The sequence below is a fragment of the Dyadobacter sp. CY345 genome, from assembly GCF_021502725.1.
Taxonomy (GTDB): domain Bacteria; phylum Bacteroidota; class Bacteroidia; order Cytophagales; family Spirosomataceae; genus Dyadobacter.
In genome coordinates, this window is sequence record NZ_JAKFFS010000004.1 from 247,096 (window position 1) to 264,509 (window position 17,414).

The following is a 17,414-nucleotide window of genomic DNA, read 5'->3' on the forward strand; positions in this document are numbered from 1 at the left end:
TAATCGTGACCTCTTTAAAATACACACATATGAAAAGAATAATACTCGTAATGCTGATTGTATCAGCTTTTAATTTTGCTTCTGCACAAGGACTTTGTGATATTGGAGGGGGAGGGTTTGAGCTTTTACCTAAATCCGAGGGTTGCGCTCCGCTGATAGTGAACATTAGTCCTACTATTAATGCCTTATCTGTTGGATACGCACAAGAATACGACGGAATTACAGATAGCCCTACTCTTGTTCGAAATGCCAAACAATTTACCTATCGAGCTGCCGGCACATTCACGATTCTTCAGAGTGCGAATGTGGGTGGAACTGAAGTTTATCAATGCAAGAAGATAAAGGTTTACGAAAACGCAACACCTCATACTGAGTATACGTCATGTGGTGGTGGTAAGATCAAAGTCGTTATGACTAGAAATTCTGTTCTCGATGCCTATGATCAAGTTGGAATTGATTGGGGAGATGGTTCCGAGGAGCATATTTGGAGTCGAGGTCAAGCTTTGGAAATTGAACATAGCTATGCTAATACCTCGGGAAGTCCAGTACTAATTGTTCGGGGAATATATACCTCCAACACTTCTTGTAAGGAAGGTTATAAGTGGCCACTTAGGATATCCTTTCAGCAACCTCAACTCAAAAACATCCAGATCAAAAGCGTCGAAATGAAAGGAAATGGTCGGCTGTTAGTGGTCTACGAAGGTTTAAGCGCAATTTCCACAGATGTGATGTACAGTACCGACGGGAATAATTATCAGATCGGTGGAACCAAGACTTCCGGTGGCACGCAAACTAGCAATTTCAGCTTAAACGCATCACAAGCCTATCAAATAAAGCTTGCTTCAAAAGATTTGTGTGGAGGAAAGCTGGAAAGCGAGTCTGTTTCTAGTATGATCGTAAATGGCAGCTCAGCGGATGAAAAAAATGAAATTACCTGGAATAAATATGCAAACGCAACAGATTTTGAAAGTTACACGCTCTGGAGGGATGGGATTGAGCTTAAAACAATTGATGATATAAATACCACTTCATTTTCTGACGAAGATGTGCAGTGCGGAGATAGTTATGAATACTATATCGTAGCTAAAACCAAAACAATTACTTCAACCTCTGCGCCATTTACAATAAAAACCACCTTATCCTCACCGAAACCTATTGATCAGGCTTTTGTCAATGTTGTAAGCGATGGATTGATTGAAGTTACCGCTATTATTCCGGGGCCCGGTACTAAGACAAATTATGATTTAGTAATCGAAAGATCGGAAAATGGCGGGATTTTCAAAAAAGTAAATACACTTTATGGAGAAGCAACCTATCAGGATTTTGATGTAAAGGTTAACGATTTCGGCTATTGTTATCGTTTGATATACCAGAATGCCTGTGGACAACGGGCTCCTGCATCAGAACCGATTTGTTCAATTTTGTTAAAAAATGAGTCTCCACTTTTAACATGGACAACAGAAAAACCATTTTTAGATGAAATTGATTCTTACACACTCACGAGGACCGGGGCTGCCGGATCTAATGATTCCAGAAATGTAAAATTGGTAAGCACTTTTTATCCGGACCTGACCAAACTTAGCGATCTGTCTTTTACTTTTCAAATTCGGGCAGATTCGAAAAATGGAAACTATCAGAGCCTTTCCAATATTATTACATATAAAAGGGATACCGATATCTACGCTCCTGATGCTTTTTCGCCAAATGATGATGGCTATAATGATACTTTCGAGGTGAAAGCAGCCATGTTCAAAACGTTTAAATTGTCAGTAATTAATCGCTGGGGAGAAGTTGTTTTTCACTCAAATGACATTGCCAAAGGATGGAATGGAAAGATCAAAGGAAATCCAGCCCCAGTTGGTTCCTATATCTGGCGTATCGAAATTGTTAATAATTTAGATCAAACCGTGAAAAAAAACGGTACTTTTGTGCTCTTGAAATAGACTTAAATTTTTATATCACTTCATAATTTTTAGATTATGTTTGGAAATATGGCTGACATGATGGGTCTCATGGGTAAAATGAAAGACCTTCAGTCGCGCATGAAAGAGGCGCAGGATGAACTAGCTACCATTGTTGAGTCAGCAGAGTCTGGCGGAGGAATGGTGCGTGCGACTGTAAACGGAGAAAAAACACTGATCGGTTTAGAGATCGATAAAGACCTTGTAAATCCTGATGATAAGGAAATGTTGCAGGATTTGATCGTTGCGGCAGTTAACAAAGCATTCGAAAATATTGAACCGAAAATAAAAGCTCATTTGCAAAAAGCGACCGACGGAGTTCTTCCCAATATTCCCGGTTTGGACTTAGGGGGATTCATGAAATAATTCCCTCTTTTTACGAATGACTCCAACTGTTGCAATTGTCATCCTGAATTATAACGGCAGGCATTATCTGGAAAAATTTCTGCCAACAGTGCTTCAATACTCTGAGGGCTATGAAATTTGGGTAGCTGATAATGGTTCAACAGATCAATCTTTGGAGTGGCTGCAAAGCCAGCATCCATCCGTTAAAACACTTTATATTTCAGAAAATAAAGGATACGCAGGTGGGTATAACAAAGCGTTGAGTCAAATTAACGCCGACTATTATGTTTTGCTGAATTCCGATATCGAGGTCACTCCGAACTGGATTGCACCAGTGATTTCCTTCATGGAGTCGGATGATAACATTGCGGCTTGCCAGCCAAAAATAAGGGCGTACGATTTGCCAACCCATTTTGAGTATGCGGGAGCGGCAGGTGGATATATGGATTACCTTGGATATCCATTTTGTCGTGGCCGTATTTTTGATACCAGGGAAGAAGATCTTGGTCAGTATGACGACGTAAAAGATGTTTTTTGGGCAACAGGCGCTTGCTTGTTTGTGAGATCAAAGGCCTATCACGAGGCTGATGGATTTGACGAACGATTTTTTGCTCATATGGAAGAAATCGATCTTTGCTGGCGGCTGTTAAATTTGGGTTATCGCATTACTTTCTGCTCAGATTCAACTGTTTACCATGTAGGCGGCGGCACGCTTCACAAATCTAATCCCCGTAAAACTTTTCTTAATTACCGGAATAATCTAATCATGCTCTTCAAAAATCTTCCAAAAGGAAGACGCAAGAAAACATTATTTTTCAGATTAATACTGGATGGAATTTCAAGTGCACGTTTCATCGCAGCCGGTGCCTGGCCAGACGTTTTTGCAATCATTCAGGCACATTTCGCTTTTTATGCGCTAATTCCGGTTTTATTAAAAGAACAGCAGGGGCGGACACACTATCGCGCTCCACTATATTACCGAAGTATTGTCTGGGAATATTTCGTATTGGGAAAACATCGCTTTTCTCAGCTTACCGGAATAACATTTTCCGCTGAAACTACAACTCCCAAAATGTAGGACTATTATGTCTGCGCCAGTTCTGACGCATTTCCATCCAAAATGCAAGTACGAGATAAAGGACAATCGGAGAACCGAAAGTCATGAAAGTCGCATAGATGAAGTAACGACGGATGCTGCTTGCGGGGAAGTTGAGCTTTTCACCCATTCTTGCACAAACACCAAATATCTGATTCTCTACAAAGTAACGAAAGCGATTCATATCTGATTTGGAATTAATGAGCTCAGAACTAGCAATTCTCAGTGCAATATACAAAAGAGTATTTGAATTTTTAGCGATCTGTTTTTAAACGAATTTATACCGTTAACTTGGAAATTTTCAAATTCTTGGTGCAAATAAATTGTTTTCCCAACAATTTTTGTTTCTTTGTGATTGAAGAAATTGTTAGCGCTACATTATTATTGATATGCCTCAATAAAAATTGCCAAAATTTATTCTGTTAATTGGTTGAGCCTCCCTCAATTCTTTGGCGGAAGATAATCAAGGTTTTGTAATGAAACGCTCGCAACTCTTTATGTATTTTCAACTTATTTCATTTTTTTATTCCACTATTATGCCAACAGGTACTGTAAAATTTTTCAATGAAGCTAAGGGATACGGCTTCATCGTTGAAGACGACACAAACAGAGACATCTTTGTTCACGTGACAGGATTGGGAGGACTTACTATCCGTGAAAACGACCAGGTTGAATACGAGGTTGTTGAGGGGAAAAAGGGACTAAACGCTGTTCAAGTAAAAAAAATATAGGTTTTTTCTACTTGTCAGAACAAAAAAATACCGCAGTTTAAGGTTGCGGTATTTTTGTTTATAAGAGGTTATTATTTATTCTACCCAGGTTTTGACATCGTCTAACAAAGGCATCTTTTCGTCGATTTTTAATTTCTTTCGCATACCGCCCAGATCATTAAATATTTTGTTTGGGTTCGCTGCCTTCAATTGTTCAATCGTAAGAATATTCATTTTTTGCAGTGCTGGAATCCATACGGCAGGTACGTTAGCGGCCACATAATCAGCTTCTTTCGCCAATTCCTGTTTTTTCTCAGGTCGCATGTGCGGGAAGAAAAGAACCTCCTGAATACTTGCATTATTGGTCAGCATCATCGTCAGACGATCAATACCAATTCCGATTCCGGAAGTTGGAGGCATACCGTATTCCAGAGCGCGAAGAAAATCTTCATCCATTTCCATGGCTTCGTCATCTCCACGTTCTTTCAATTTTAGCTGATCTTCAAAACGTTCCCGTTGTTCGATTGGATCATTTAATTCCGAGTAGGCATTGGCTATTTCTTTTCCATTGACAAATAACTCAAAGCGCTCAACCATACCAGGTTTTTCACGATGCTTTTTTGTCAAAGGAGACATTTCTACCGGATGGTCCGTAATAAAAGTTGGCTGAATGATAAATTCTTCTACTTTTTCTCCAAAAATTTCGTCGATCAATTTTCCTTTACCCATGCTCTCGTTCACCTCCATGCCCCAGGCACGGCACTGCTCCCGAATCGCGGCTTCATCCAATTCATACACATTTAAACCTGTATACTGATGGATCGCATCCGTGATGCTGAGTCTCGGGTAAGGACCTGCAAAGTCAAGTTCTACTTCGCCAAATTTGGCTTTTGTTGTTCCGTTCACTGCGAGCGCAACATTTTCAAGAACCTCCTCCGTCATTTTCATCATCCACAAATAATCTTTGTAGGCAACGTATAATTCCACCGTAGTAAATTCCGGATTATGCGTGCGGTCCATCCCTTCATTGCGGAATAATTTTCCGAACTCATAAACGCCATCGAAACCGCCAACGATCAGACGTTTCAGGTGAAGTTCGGTGGCAATACGAAGGAATAAATCGGTGTCAAGTGCATTGTGATGCGTTTCAAAAGGACGCGCAGCAGCACCGCCATGAATGGTTTGCAAAACCGGCGTTTCTACTTCCAACCAGCCTTTTGAATCAAAATACGAACGCATTGTCGTTATGATCCGAGCACGTTTCTGAAAAATCTGACGTACTTCCGGATTTACGATCAAGTCTACATAACGCTGACGATAACGTAATTCAGGATCAGTAAATCCGTCATAAATATTTCCTTCTTCATCACGTTTCACTACGGGAAGCGGACGAAGTGATTTGTTTAAAATCTTAAATTCCTGAACATGAACAGAAATTTCTCCTGTTTGTGTAGTAAAAACAAACCCGGAAACGCCGATAATGTCCCCAATATCGAGCAATTTCTTAAATACCGTGTTATACAACGTTTTATCTTCTCCCGGACAGAGATCGTCTCGGCGAAAATATAACTGTATCCGGTCCGTGCTATCCTGTAATTCAGCAAAAGCAGCGCTTCCCATGATACGGAAACCCATTAAACGCCCTGCAATTGTTACCTGTTTATAATCTATCTTATTGTTTTCGTAATTCTTAATGATGTCAGCAGCAGTAACATTTACTTCAAATTCTTCGGCTGGATAGGGTTCAATCCCCATCTTGATTAATTCTTCGCGTTTTTGGCGGCGCAATATTTCCTGTTCGCTCAGTAGCATCTGTATGGCAATATTTGTGAAAATGAACTCTTTGAGTTGCAAAAGAGTGCGCGAAATTAGCATTTTTTGCTATTAATACCGAAGTAATGTAAAGGAAGATGGCGCTGATGATGAAAAAGGGAATTTTTACTGGCATATTAATTGTATTGTAGCTAACGCCGCCATATACTTGAAGTCACTTAGTATCCGTTATATTTATTTTGGTTACTGATTAAAGGCGGCTTTTAACAATTTTTACCTTTATAGTAACCCGTCCAAACCTCTTCATGTTTCAAAAAATCTTAAAAGGTATTGCGATTTTTGCACTTTTCGTCGGCTTGCTTGTCGGTGGAATTGAGTTTTGGTTTTACAAAAATCAGGAGGAGATTTTCACCAAGGTTAAAGCAGCAGTCAATGAAGAAATTAGCGGAAGCCTGGATATTGAACGTTTTCGGTTCACCCCTTTCCAGGATGGTTTTGGCTTTAAGTTTACTTTATACAACGTTGTACTTCGGGACAGTCTCTACACACAGCATAAAACCGATGTATTAAATGTAAAACTTATACACGTTGCACTCGATTTCAGCAGCTTTTACAAAGGCGCAATCAGGCTTCAGAATTTGGTTTTGCAGGATGGAAGTGCAACCCTCTTCGTCCGAAAAGATGGTTATACAAATTTGTCAGTTTTTGGTCCTAAAAAGCCGAAAAGCGATAAAAAAGACTCCAAACCAGACAGGTTGATCAGCAAACTCGGGCGTATCCATATGACCAATTTCAGATTTAGGTTTGCAGATTCAACAAGTGGAAAGAAATTTGGTGCAATTTTTAGGGATGTTACGAATCGGGTTAATTATGCAGACTCGGCCTGGATTGCAAATATCAGTGGACCGATTTATTTTGAGGGATTAGTCTTTAAGCCAGAGAAAGGAGGGTTTTTGGTCAAACAAGAAACTTATGCGAATTTTTCCATATCCTATAACCAGAAAGACAGATCCCTTTATATCAGACCTTCATCGCAGTTACGTGTGGCGTCGCAGGATCTTATCGATATCAAGGGAAATTTTGATCTGTCTGAAAAACCTGCACATTTTAATCTTGGATTTGCAGCACAAAAAATTCAGGTAGGCACGGCGATAAAGCTGCTCCCAAGACAGATTGAAAAAGTATTGGATTCTATCGGAATTCAGACCAGGGTGACTACCCGGGTGGTTGTTGAAGGTATATTTTCTCATGAACCTCCTTCGGTTCAAGTTGACTTTGAAACCGATACTTTCCAATATCAATTGCCAATTGGTTTATTGAAAAATATGAAAGCCCGGGGAAGTTATTCTAACCAATTTGATAAAACAAAACCTCCCGGTTTACTTAATACACAGGTTAATGTGCCGCGTGTGAGTGGTTCTTTTGAGACTTTACCGTTTAGCTTTGATTTAAAAATTGACAATATAACTGATCCTATTGCATTGATCAGAGGAAAGGTGAAAGCTGATTCGGCATCGATCAATGGTCTTCTTGATCCCAAAAGATATATTGTCCGGGGAGGAGAGGCGTACATCCAAATTCATTACCAGGGAAGTTTGCGTAATTTTTATAATCCAAAAACAGATCAGTTTAACGGCAAGCTGACTGGGCGGGCATATACCAAAAATCTTTCACTTGATTATGTCCCCAGGGAAGTGCATCTGACAAAAGTTAATGGAGATATTTATTTTGACGAAAAGGATTTTATGCTTCCGAAGCTGGATGTAAATGATGGTCACAACACCATGTATGTAAAAGGTGGTATCACCAATTTAATTCCCTACTTATTTGGTTCGCCCAGAATTTTGAAAGCTTCCCTGGATGTTAATATTCCGAACTGGAAAATGAACTGGATGGAAATATTCGTTGGAAAGAGACGGCAAAGTCAAAAGTTAAACAGAAAGAAATTCAAATTGTCCGATCTTTTGGATAACGTAATTGACCAGATGGAAATTGATGCTAAACTTCAATCGAATCATTTGGTTTACCACAATTTTTCGGCTGATAATATGAAAGGTTTTCTTACTGTCAAAAATAACACGGTGCGCCTTGAAAATTTCTCTATGAAGGCTTTTGGAGGTGGTTTCAAGGTTTCAGGTTCTATTTTCAATCCTTATACTTCTGAGCCACCACGCGTTGAAATTGCAGGAAACATAATCAATGCAGATGTTCACTCCGTATTTTACTCTTTCAATAACTTTGGGCAAAAGGCAGTAACGCATCAAAATCTGAAAGGCAAATTGAACACCGAATTTAAGTTTGCGACCAACCTTAAAAATGATGCGACCATTTTGCCAAAAACTATGAAAGGGGAGGTAAAACTGAATCTTGTCAGGGGCGAGATCATTAATTTTGAGCCATTTTTGAAGATGAAAAAGCTGATTTTCAAAAATAGAAATCTTGAACAGGTCAAATTTGCACCTATCAAAAATAATATTGTCCTGAATGGTGAAGAGATCCAGATCAAACAAATGGAGATTGAGTCGAATGTAATGACTCTTTTTGTCGAAGGAATTTACAGTTTTGGAAATAAAACCAATCTGAATATTGCAATACCACTCAGTAATTTAAGCAGACGGGATTCAAGTTACGAGCTCAATCCGAACGACCCGAAGAATAAGAAAGGGGCAAGAGTTTATCTTCGGGCCGTTGATGAAAATGGTGAGGTTAATATAAAGCTGGCTTTCAGGAAAAAGAAATCCAAAGATAAAAATGATGACAGCGACGAAAATGATGTAGAGAAATAATCAGATTATTCGGCTTCGTCTGTAAACATATATCCAACTCCTTTAAGCGTTTTAATATAGCGGTCGCCTAATTTTTCGCGTAACTTACGAATGTGAACATCGACAGTTCGTTCCAAAACATAGATATCTGCGCCCCAGATTTTTTGAAGCAATTCGTCGCGGCTGAACACTTTGTTAGGTGTTTGTGCAAGGAAAAATAATAGCTCAAATTCCTTTTTCGGCAAGACGATCGATTTGTCGGAACCTTGTATTACGGTGTAGTTTTTCCGGTTTATAACCAAATCCAATACTTCGACCTGATCGCCAGAATCCGCTTTTTGAGCCTCACGGCGGAACAAAGCATTGATTCTGCTCATCAAAGCGCGGGGTTTAATAGGCTTGGTGATATAGTCATCGGCGCCTACTTCAAAAGCAGCAACTTCCGAATATTCTTCTGAACGGGCTGTTAAAAATAAAATGTAAGTATGTTTGATATCCGGGTTCTGACGTAAGATTCTACCGGTTTCAATGCCATCAAGTTGAGGCATCATGATATCCAAAAGAATAAGATCGGGAATAAAAGTTTTTGCCGTTTCTATTGCTTTCTTGCCATTAGAGGCGGTTTGAACAGAATATCCTTCTTTAACCAGATTGTATTCCAGAAGCTCTACTATATCGGAATCGTCGTCAACTACTAATACTTTCGGTGCTGAGTTTGTTGCTTTTGCACTGCTCATGTGATTATTGCCAGGTTAAATCCAGTTCGAAATTAGTTGTTGTGATTTTGACATTATCTACTTTATTGCATTGTTAACATAAACATAACATCAGCGGTAAGTAATCCGGAAAATTTGCTGTTGCTCGTTCGTAACGATCATATCTGTATTACTTACAAAGGTTAACGCTTCTGCCTGCTTCCTCACAAATCTAAAACACCCTTTTGGTTTTCGGAAATTTATCAGTCCATTGTCAATTTCGAAAAGAAGAATTTTTCCGTAGGTGAGCAATGCAAACGTTTTTCCATCGGGACTAATGTCTGCGGAGGTCACCTGGGTCTTGATTTCAATACTGTCGATTGGTGTTATGGAATAATTGCCTTTTTGGGAAGGTAATTTATACAACCGTACAAAATGATTTTTCGGACTGCGATTTTTGGAAAAAAGATACAGATTGTCATTATGATGAAAAAAGGCTTCACAGTCAAAGTTAAACAGGTCTTTTGAAGGTGGAAATTCTTTTTGATCAGCATAATTGAACATGATCTCTTCTGTGTCTGTGCCGGAAGACGGAACCTTGTATATCGTAAGCGAACGTCTTGAGTTGCCATTATTCCCAAAATCACCGATATAAATATTCCCGGTTTCATCCCGCGTCAGATCTTCCCAGTCGGTATTTTGTGAATTTGGAATAACTTTTGTAGACAACAACTTACCTGTGGAATCGATTTCGTATAATTCGGTTTTTCCTCCACTATCATTGTGAGTCCAATATGTGCCTTTTCCTGTCCTGGCAATTCCCGAACTTTCGTTCGCCACAATAGGAAGCTTGCCTATTTTGCTAATTTTGTAGTGAGATTTTACTTTTTCAAAACCGTTCGTCCGCTTGTCGGGGTTGCAGGTACATAATACCGTTTCAATAGCAAACATTAGAAATACTAACTTATTCATGAACCGTTTTTTACATTCTGTGCCTGGCAAAGATAATCAAACACCGACCTATCTGAAGCTCGCAAGTATTCTTGTTGCCCTTATCGCTGGTGTATACATCCTTTTTGTTCTGAGGGAAACATTGATACCTCTGGCATTTTCTGTTCTATTGGCGATACTTTTACATCCCGTTTGTGTGTGGCTGGAACATCGTCGGGTTCCCCGGATCGCAGCTATTTTGCTCAGTATCCTGGTTTTGATTATCGTAATCGGCGTATTACTTTATGTTGTGACATTGCAAATTGGCAGTTTTGCAGAAGAGCTTCCCCGTATTACAGAAAAAGCCGAAACTATTCTGGATCAGACATTAACGATGGGCGAAAGGTACCTTAGCCTGAGCAGATCCCAACAGGTAACCGAAGCGAAAAAGTATCTTGTCAATATGTTGAGCGAAGGTCGTGCAGTGCTGCTCAACACCCTGGTGACAACCACAGGTGCAATTTCTACATTCATTCTGCTGCCGCTTTACATCTTCTTCTTTCTTTTGTATAGAGATTTTTTCAGAAGGTTTTTTTACAAAGCCATTTCCGCAGTTCCTAATGATGATTTGAATATTCTTCTAAAAAAAATCTATGAAGTTATTCAAAGTTATTTGTCCGGATTATTTCTGGTGATCATCATTGTGGGAGTTTTGAACAGCATCGGACTTCTCCTGCTGGGTATTCCTCATGCTATTTTCTTCGGTTTTCTTGCAGGGTTTTTAATTTTGATTCCATACATAGGAATTCTCATAGGCTCATTATTTCCGGCATTGTTGAGTATAGTAACGATGGATTCGCCCTTATATGCTTTGGGCGTGATCGGCGTCATGAGTTTCGTTCAGTTTCTTGAAGGGAATTTTATTACACCCAATATTGTCGGGTCGAAAGTAAGTGTCAATCCAATGGCGGCAATTGTTGCCTTGTTTTTGGGAGGTCAGCTTTGGGGATTGTCAGGGCTGATTCTGGCACTTCCAATAACAGCAATTTTAAAAGTCATTTTGGATACAATCCCAAGCCTGGAACCATATGGCTTTTTGTTGGGCGAGCCCGAGCACGAAGTAGAAGAGGATAAGGCGGAGGAGCGTCTGAAAGCAGTGGAACAAAAAGACGGCCAGAAAAAGCGTTACCGGAATTATAAAAATCGGCCACGAAAAAAACCGGAAGGACAGCCTGGACCGCAGCCAAATCCAAATATGAGTAACAAAAAAGGATTCTCCTGAACAGAGAATCCTTTTTTGTTACGTTACTTTTCATTCTCAACTTTTTCAACACTTATACCAACCCCCATAATAAAGGGTAAAGGATTCTGGCGCATGGATTGTGATAAAGTAAATGTATAAATGCCGTTTCGGGGAAATTTATAATTTTTAAGAAATGGTATTTTATGATCAAATAAATCGCCCAAACCCTTCCCAAACGGTTTTCCTGTGGTTTCATTGGAAAGAAAAAGCTCTTCCATATTTGTAGTCACAGAACTGTCTGGTGCTGTTATTTTTCTTGTCAGATATAAGTTATAGTAAGGATATTGCAACGTGTTTCGCACCAGATAAAACACATTATAAAGCTGCGTGGAATCTTTAATTTCAACTTTGAAAGATGGCGTATTTTTGATAAACCACTGACCGTCGTCAATATCTTCGTAAGCTTTATAAACCACATTTTTGTCGCATCCCGACAGCAGTATTCCTAAACAAAGTGTGGCAAAAAGTCCAAAAGTTTTCATGCAGGTATCAGTAAGTAGTGTGCAAAGCTAAGCTCCCGGATAAACCTTTCAAAACTCAGAAGCTGTTTGTGCCGAAAAATACCGGCTAAGCCATGAATCTGATGCCGGAATTTTCCAGCGTTTCATCCACTGTGCTTTGGTCGCTACCTGATTATCAAAAATGGTTGTATAAGGTGTAATAACCTGGTCTGTAACCGCCTGTTTTATTTTCGGAACCGGTATTGTTTCCACATGATTGTTGTCGTCAAGATAAGCCAGTGACCGATCGAAAAAATCAATATTTAACCGCGTGCCAATTTCCTGTAGCCAGTGAACAGATTTGTCGATAGAACAACCGCTCGGCTGTTCTTTGGTTTCATCTACGGCTAGCACGACGAAGCGATGCTCAAAAACTTTTCCGGAAGCGGTGAGCGGATGTCCGTGGGCTTCCCAGCCTTCCAGTGCAGCTTTCAGCGTTTCGGTCAAAATTCCTACTTCTTCATCCGTAAACGCTCTGTTTGCCTGATAGATCCAAACGCGTGAGGATAGATTAATTTCATTAAATGGGATATACATAGGTGTCCGGTTAGTCGTTGTAAAATAATATTCTTATACTACCTCAGTCATCAAAACAAGCTTGCCAGAAACTAAGTTCGGTATAAAGGAGGTCGGAAAAACAGGTTTGACACAAAATTATTTACCGATATGACAGATTTAAAATAATAAATCTTAAAGTCCTTCTGCCTGCGCAATTAATTCTGCAAGGTCAAAAACTTTAACGGAATCCTCTTTTTCTTTATTTTTAATACCGTCAGTAATCATGACCATACAAAATGGACAGGCCACAGCGATGGTTGTCGCGCCGGTATCAATCGCTTCTTCAATTCGTTCTATATTAATATCTTTTTTCCCGGGTTCCGGCTCCTTAAACATTTGCCCGCCACCAGCGCCGCAGCAAAGACCTTTTACTTTACTCCGCTTCATTTCAACCAGATCTGCATCCAATGCTTCCAAAACATGTCTTGGCGCTTCGTAGATTCCATTAGCTCTTCCTAAATAACAGGAATCGTGGAAAGTAATTTTCCGACCTTTAAATGATTCTCCACTCTCAATCCGGACCCGTCCTTCATCAATCAGCTGCTGTAAATATTCGGAATGATGTAAGACTTCATAGTTGCCGCCCAATTCCGGATATTCATTTTTTAAAGTATTAAAACAATGTGGACAAGCGGTTACAATTTTTTTGACACCATACATATCCAAAACCTGGATGTTGGACATCGCAAGCATTTGAAAAGTAAACTCATTCCCGGCACGACGCGCTGGATCGCCAGTACAGCTTTCCTCCGTTCCTAAAACGGCAAATTTGACGCCCGCTTTATTCAATATTTTGACGAAAGCTACGGTAACTTTTTTATACCGGTCATCGAAAGAACCTGCACAACCTACCCAAAAAAGCACCTCGGGTGTTTCATTGCTAGCTGCCATTTCTGCCATGGTTGGCACTTTATATATCAACTCGCTCATAATTGTTTAGTCTTTAAGGTAAGTCGGTAGTAACCCGTTTTAACCCTCATTTCTCAGTTTATCAGCCCAATTGAAACGATCGCCCGGCGAAAATTTCCAAGGAGCCTGATTTGTGTCCAGATTTTGAAACATTGCGTTCCAAGAGCCAGGTGCCTGAGCTTCGTCCATCACTTTGTATCTGCGTAACTGCAAAATAATATCAAGCGGATTAATCAGAATCGGGCATTCCTGAACACAGGCATTGCAAGTCGTGCAGGCGAGAATTTCTTCATTACTGATATAATCGCCTATCAGGCTTTTTCCATCATCAACAAATGCTCCGCTATTTACCTGCATATTTCTTCCGATATCTTCTAGTCGGTCGCGGGTATCCATCATGATTTTTCTTGGAGAAAGTTTTTTGCCCGTAAGGTTTGCCGGACAAGCTGATGTGCAACGTCCGCATTCTGTACAGGAGTAGGCGTCCATAAGATTTTTCCAGCTCAAATCCGGGACGTCTTTTGCTCCGAACCGCTCAGGGAAAACATTTTCCGCGCCGGCAACAGCGTCTTCGGGCGTCGTTAAACCAAGCATAATTTTCACTTCCTTGGTAATATCCGGCATATTATTCATTTCTCCTTTGGGTGTCAATCGGGAGAAATACGTATTTGGGAATGCCAGCGCAATATGTAAATGTTTGGAGTAGGTCACGTAAACAGCAAAAGCAAAAATGCCGAGAATATGGAACCACCAGGCAAAACGCTCATAAATTACCAGCGATGGTTCTGTCCAGCTTGTAAAAATTGGTTTTAAAAACTGACTGAACGGGAAGTCGCCGGTAACTGTATAATGCCGACTGCCCATTTCCTGTAAAACGGTGTCAGCAGCGTTCATAGTCAAAATCGCAAGCATTAATATGATTTCGAAAATTAAAATGATTTTACCGTCCAATTCGGGCCAGCCATTCATTTCGCGATGACGAGACGGTTTTAGTCGTTCAACTTTCAGGATCGTTCTACGTATCAAAAAAATCAGACAGGTTACCAAAACTCCAACGGCAAGGAATTCGAAAAAACCAATAAGGAAGTTGTAAAATGTTCCCAGGAATGGCGCAAAAAGCCTATGTTTTCCAAGGATACCATCAAGTACAATTTCCAGGACTTCGATATTGATCAGCAAAAAGCCAGCATATACCACAAAATGCATAATCCCAATCAGCGGCCGGTCAAACATTTTCTTTTGACCGAAAGCGACGCGAAACATTATGGAAAAACGTTGCGCCGGCTGGTCGTAACGATCTTCATCCCGCCCCAGCATGATGGTTTTGCGTATCAAACTAGCCCTTTTATAAACCAGCCAACCGACTATTCCCAGAATGACTAAAAAGATGATTTGCTGGATTAACGCCATAATTCTTCGATTTACTCCTCTAATAATGGTTATACATTTAAATAGTATGCAAGCATACTATAAACAAATATGACAAAAATGTATTTAGCATCAATATTTTGAAATAAATAATTTTTTTTATTCTGTTAAGTAATAGAAAATCAGAATACTAGGGCTGTGGTGCCGTAGCTGTAATAAAAATTATGAAAAATATTTTCCTAAATAATTTGGAAAGCCAGATCGTAATTCTACCTTTGCAGTCCCAAAGGGAACGAATTGAGCTGGTGATGTAGCTCAGTCGGTAGAGCAAAGGACTGAAAATCCTTGTGTCGGCGGTTCGATTCCGTCCATCACCACAAATCCTGTTAGAAGAAATTCTGGCAGGATTTTTTTGTTTTTGGAAGAATTTCAGGAAAATTAAATTTTGGAAAGTTGATATAATCTTGGTTGACCTGAATTTTTTAGTAAATTCATATGAAATTCATACGATATGACAATTATCTTAAAAAAGGGGATGCCATTCGATAAGGTCGATGAGCAGATTAAAACTGCTAAAAGCACCCAAAAGAAGCCTGACATGAAAAGATATGCAGGTACAATTAAATTGAAAGAAGATCCCATGGTCATTCAAAAAAGAATGAGAGATGAGTGGGATTAATATTTTATTAGATTCCAATATAGCTCTCTATGTTTTAAATGGGGATTCTATTTTAGTACAGTATCTTCAAGATAAAATTTTTTACGTTTCGTTTATTAATGAATTGGAATTACTAGGATACAAGAAAATTACCTCCGCAGAAGAATCGAATATAAACTTGTTTTTAGAAGACTGCGCGATTGTAGATATTAATGAAGGTATTAAAGAAATCACCAAACAAATCCGCAGAAAATATTTATTAAAACTTCCTGACGCAATCGTAGCAGCTACCGCGATATTTTTAGGTATTCCACTGCTCTCCGCAGATAAACAGTTTCGTCAGGTCAGTGATCTAACTTTCGTTCTTTATGAACCCTGATTCGGTAATCACCTCCCAAATATCTTCCTATCCGTTATCTCATCCCGGTGCTCTTTGAGAAAATCACAAAACAGCTTGATCTGAATTTCCTGCACGGAAAAATCAATCGTCTGATCATAATTCTCCTGATACACATCCTGGAAATCTGTGATAACGTATCGCAAAGTTCGTATACCTTTTGATCTTAGGGCAGGTAAATAAAAGTTCTGATGACTATGCGCAAATCGGCCTTCCTGGTAACTGGTTGTTGTTTTAATATCAACGGCAAGCGTTTTTCCAATCACGTCAACATATCCATATAACAAAACATTGTCGAGTTGATGTTCACAATACACCTGCGTTTTCATCATCGGGCGTGGCAGCAGTGCGCGGACTTTTTCAAGAATCTCTGAATCAAAAGCATCCTCATTAACTCCTTTTATTACTGCTTCTTCAAATGAGGAACCTCTGGCCTGCGCGTCCGTTTGTTGCACAGGTACGCGGTTAATCCGGTTCAAAAAATCCTGTTGTCCGATATAACCTTTTTGATAACGATCAAAAAGGTTAAGCAGGGTTGGATATAAATTGTATGCAATTGAAGCCAAAAGTATGTTTGTTTAGCTGTTATTTTTAACAAAGATAAACATCCCTCACCTTTTCCTGCGTTTGGGATATTTGCTAAATCGGTATGTTGCAGAAAGCGATAGAAAGCTGAATTTGTCATTAGGGGTTTTGCTGTAAGAGTCGGCCTCTTCCGGATTAATCAACCGCATACCAGATGTCGCATCAACCTTATCTGTCCGAACAAAATAGAACCGATAGTCGAAACCAAAACAAAGTTTATCAAAAAGTTTGTAGTCAATCGAAAGGCCGACCGGAATTACACGTTCGTTTGTTTTTTTTATTCCGGGACTGCCCCGAGGATTCCCCCAGCGAAGGAAAAGAGGGTTTCGTGCACTGGATGCGCTGTTTGTAAATCTCAATAACCTATTACTCGTAACGTCATAGGCATTGGCGCTGAACATCATAAGACCTAAACCACCGTAGAAATTAACATCCAGCTCTCTGTCCGGGTTCTGAGTGAATTGTTCCGTCAAATTCCACTTGGCCAGTAACTCGATTGTATTATATTCATTTATAAAGTAGGAATTGAAGAAGGGAATTTCCTCGCCGCCAAGTTTCCCCAACGTATATTCGAAACTTAAAGAAAAGGGCTTGTTGAATTTGCGGTCCACTCCGATGCCCAACATTCCATGCATATCCTGTTTCTGCAATTCGCCATAAAATTGTGTAAGTCCGCCGCGGACTGTCAGCGAATAACGGGATGTCACTTTCGACACCATATTTCCATTTTTGTACCGATTGTAAGCCTCGTTCCAGCTCTGGCGCTTTTGCGCTTTTGCTGGAAAGTACAGGGTAATTACAATAAATAATTGTAAAAATTTCCGTATCATATCTATATAGTGTGTGTGGCCTCATAACAAA

Annotated in this window: 18 protein-coding genes and 1 tRNA gene; 9 read left to right on the forward strand and 10 right to left on the reverse strand. The window is 39.7% G+C overall.

The window, feature by feature from the left end; all coding sequences use genetic code 11:
• The first annotated feature begins 29 nt into the window (after positions 1 to 29).
• Genes L0657_RS18300 through L0657_RS18310 form a run of 3 tightly spaced genes read left to right on the forward strand, consistent with a single transcriptional unit; the run spans position 30 to position 3,384 of the window.
• Complete coding sequence (locus L0657_RS18300; RefSeq protein ID WP_235152205.1) at positions 30 to 1,943, forward strand: gliding motility-associated C-terminal domain-containing protein; 1,914 nt, start codon at positions 30 to 32, stop codon at positions 1,941 to 1,943.
• A gap of 36 nt (positions 1,944 to 1,979) precedes the next feature.
• The gene (locus tag L0657_RS18305) at positions 1,980 to 2,327 is read left to right on the forward strand and encodes a YbaB/EbfC family nucleoid-associated protein (RefSeq protein ID WP_235152206.1); all 348 of its coding nucleotides are present in this window, start codon (positions 1,980 to 1,982) and stop codon (positions 2,325 to 2,327) included.
• Positions 2,328 to 2,343: 16 nt separating this feature from the next.
• Positions 2,344 to 3,384, forward strand: coding sequence for a glycosyltransferase family 2 protein (locus L0657_RS18310; RefSeq protein ID WP_235152207.1), 1,041 nt, complete (start codon positions 2,344 to 2,346; stop codon positions 3,382 to 3,384).
• On the opposite strand, the gene L0657_RS18315 is transcribed toward L0657_RS18310, so the two are convergent.
• On the reverse strand, positions 3,365 to 3,586 hold the full coding sequence (locus tag L0657_RS18315) for a PspC domain-containing protein (protein ID WP_235152208.1): 222 nt from the start codon (positions 3,584 to 3,586) through the stop codon (positions 3,365 to 3,367). The genes L0657_RS18310 and L0657_RS18315 overlap by 20 nt on opposite strands.
• Before the next feature lie 352 nt (positions 3,587 to 3,938).
• On the opposite strand from L0657_RS18315, the gene L0657_RS18320 reads away from it, so the two are divergent.
• Positions 3,939 to 4,133, forward strand: coding sequence for a cold-shock protein (locus L0657_RS18320; RefSeq protein WP_026629450.1), 195 nt, complete (start codon positions 3,939 to 3,941; stop codon positions 4,131 to 4,133).
• 75 nt (positions 4,134 to 4,208) lie between these two features.
• On the opposite strand, the gene lysS is transcribed toward L0657_RS18320, so the two are convergent.
• On the reverse strand, positions 4,209 to 5,924 hold the full coding sequence (gene lysS, locus L0657_RS18325; RefSeq protein ID WP_235152209.1) for a lysine--tRNA ligase: 1,716 nt from the start codon (positions 5,922 to 5,924) through the stop codon (positions 4,209 to 4,211).
• 266 nt (positions 5,925 to 6,190) lie between these two features.
• Here lysS and L0657_RS18330 point away from each other — a divergent pair, with 266 nt between their 5' ends.
• A complete protein-coding gene (locus L0657_RS18330) occupies positions 6,191 to 8,671 on the forward strand; it encodes an AsmA-like C-terminal region-containing protein (RefSeq protein WP_235152210.1) in 2,481 nt (826 codons plus the stop codon).
• 5 nt (positions 8,672 to 8,676) lie between these two features.
• On the opposite strand, the gene L0657_RS18335 is transcribed toward L0657_RS18330, so the two are convergent.
• Positions 8,677 to 9,387 (reverse strand): response regulator transcription factor, encoded by a 711-nt coding sequence (locus tag L0657_RS18335; protein ID WP_235152211.1) that lies wholly within the window; start codon positions 9,385 to 9,387, stop codon positions 8,677 to 8,679.
• A 90-nt stretch (positions 9,388 to 9,477) separates the two neighbouring features.
• The gene (locus L0657_RS18340) at positions 9,478 to 10,317 is read right to left on the reverse strand and encodes a hypothetical protein (protein WP_235152212.1); all 840 of its coding nucleotides are present in this window, start codon (positions 10,315 to 10,317) and stop codon (positions 9,478 to 9,480) included.
• Between L0657_RS18340 and L0657_RS18345 the strand changes: the two genes are divergently transcribed.
• The gene (locus tag L0657_RS18345) at positions 10,316 to 11,557 is read left to right on the forward strand and encodes an AI-2E family transporter (protein ID WP_235152213.1); all 1,242 of its coding nucleotides are present in this window, start codon (positions 10,316 to 10,318) and stop codon (positions 11,555 to 11,557) included. The genes L0657_RS18340 and L0657_RS18345 overlap by 2 nt on opposite strands.
• 23 nt (positions 11,558 to 11,580) lie before the next feature.
• On the opposite strand, the gene L0657_RS18350 is transcribed toward L0657_RS18345, so the two are convergent.
• From L0657_RS18350 to L0657_RS18365, 4 genes are all read right to left on the reverse strand, one after another.
• Positions 11,581 to 12,060, reverse strand: coding sequence for a gliding motility lipoprotein GldH (locus L0657_RS18350; RefSeq protein ID WP_235152214.1), 480 nt, complete (start codon positions 12,058 to 12,060; stop codon positions 11,581 to 11,583).
• A gap of 48 nt (positions 12,061 to 12,108) precedes the next feature.
• A complete protein-coding gene (locus L0657_RS18355; RefSeq protein WP_235152215.1) occupies positions 12,109 to 12,615 on the reverse strand; it encodes a hypothetical protein in 507 nt (168 codons plus the stop codon).
• A 153-nt stretch (positions 12,616 to 12,768) separates the two neighbouring features.
• A complete protein-coding gene (locus tag L0657_RS18360; protein WP_235152216.1) occupies positions 12,769 to 13,566 on the reverse strand; it encodes a (Fe-S)-binding protein in 798 nt (265 codons plus the stop codon).
• 39 nt (positions 13,567 to 13,605) lie between these two features.
• On the reverse strand, positions 13,606 to 14,955 hold the full coding sequence (locus tag L0657_RS18365) for a (Fe-S)-binding protein (protein ID WP_235152217.1): 1,350 nt from the start codon (positions 14,953 to 14,955) through the stop codon (positions 13,606 to 13,608).
• A 262-nt stretch (positions 14,956 to 15,217) separates the two neighbouring features.
• On the opposite strand from L0657_RS18365, the gene L0657_RS18370 reads away from it, so the two are divergent.
• The 3 genes from L0657_RS18370 (at position 15,218) to L0657_RS18380 (ending at position 15,950) form a co-directional block, all read left to right on the forward strand.
• Positions 15,218 to 15,290 (forward strand) — tRNA-Phe (locus L0657_RS18370).
• 134 nt (positions 15,291 to 15,424) lie between these two features.
• The gene (locus L0657_RS18375; RefSeq protein ID WP_235152218.1) at positions 15,425 to 15,592 is read left to right on the forward strand and encodes a hypothetical protein; all 168 of its coding nucleotides are present in this window, start codon (positions 15,425 to 15,427) and stop codon (positions 15,590 to 15,592) included.
• Entirely contained in the window at positions 15,579 to 15,950 is a 372-nt protein-coding gene (locus L0657_RS18380; RefSeq protein ID WP_235152219.1) for a type II toxin-antitoxin system VapC family toxin, read from the forward strand. The genes L0657_RS18375 and L0657_RS18380 overlap by 14 nt, the downstream gene beginning before the upstream one ends.
• An 8-nt stretch (positions 15,951 to 15,958) precedes the next feature.
• Here the strand turns inward: L0657_RS18380 and L0657_RS18385 are convergent, their stop codons facing one another.
• Both L0657_RS18385 and L0657_RS18390 read right to left on the reverse strand, forming a co-directional pair.
• Positions 15,959 to 16,534, reverse strand: coding sequence for a hypothetical protein (locus L0657_RS18385; protein WP_255717906.1), 576 nt, complete (start codon positions 16,532 to 16,534; stop codon positions 15,959 to 15,961).
• Positions 16,535 to 16,579: 45 nt separating this feature from the next.
• Complete coding sequence (locus tag L0657_RS18390; RefSeq protein WP_235152220.1) at positions 16,580 to 17,383, reverse strand: hypothetical protein; 804 nt, start codon at positions 17,381 to 17,383, stop codon at positions 16,580 to 16,582.
• Positions 17,384 to 17,414: the final 31 nt, after the last annotated feature.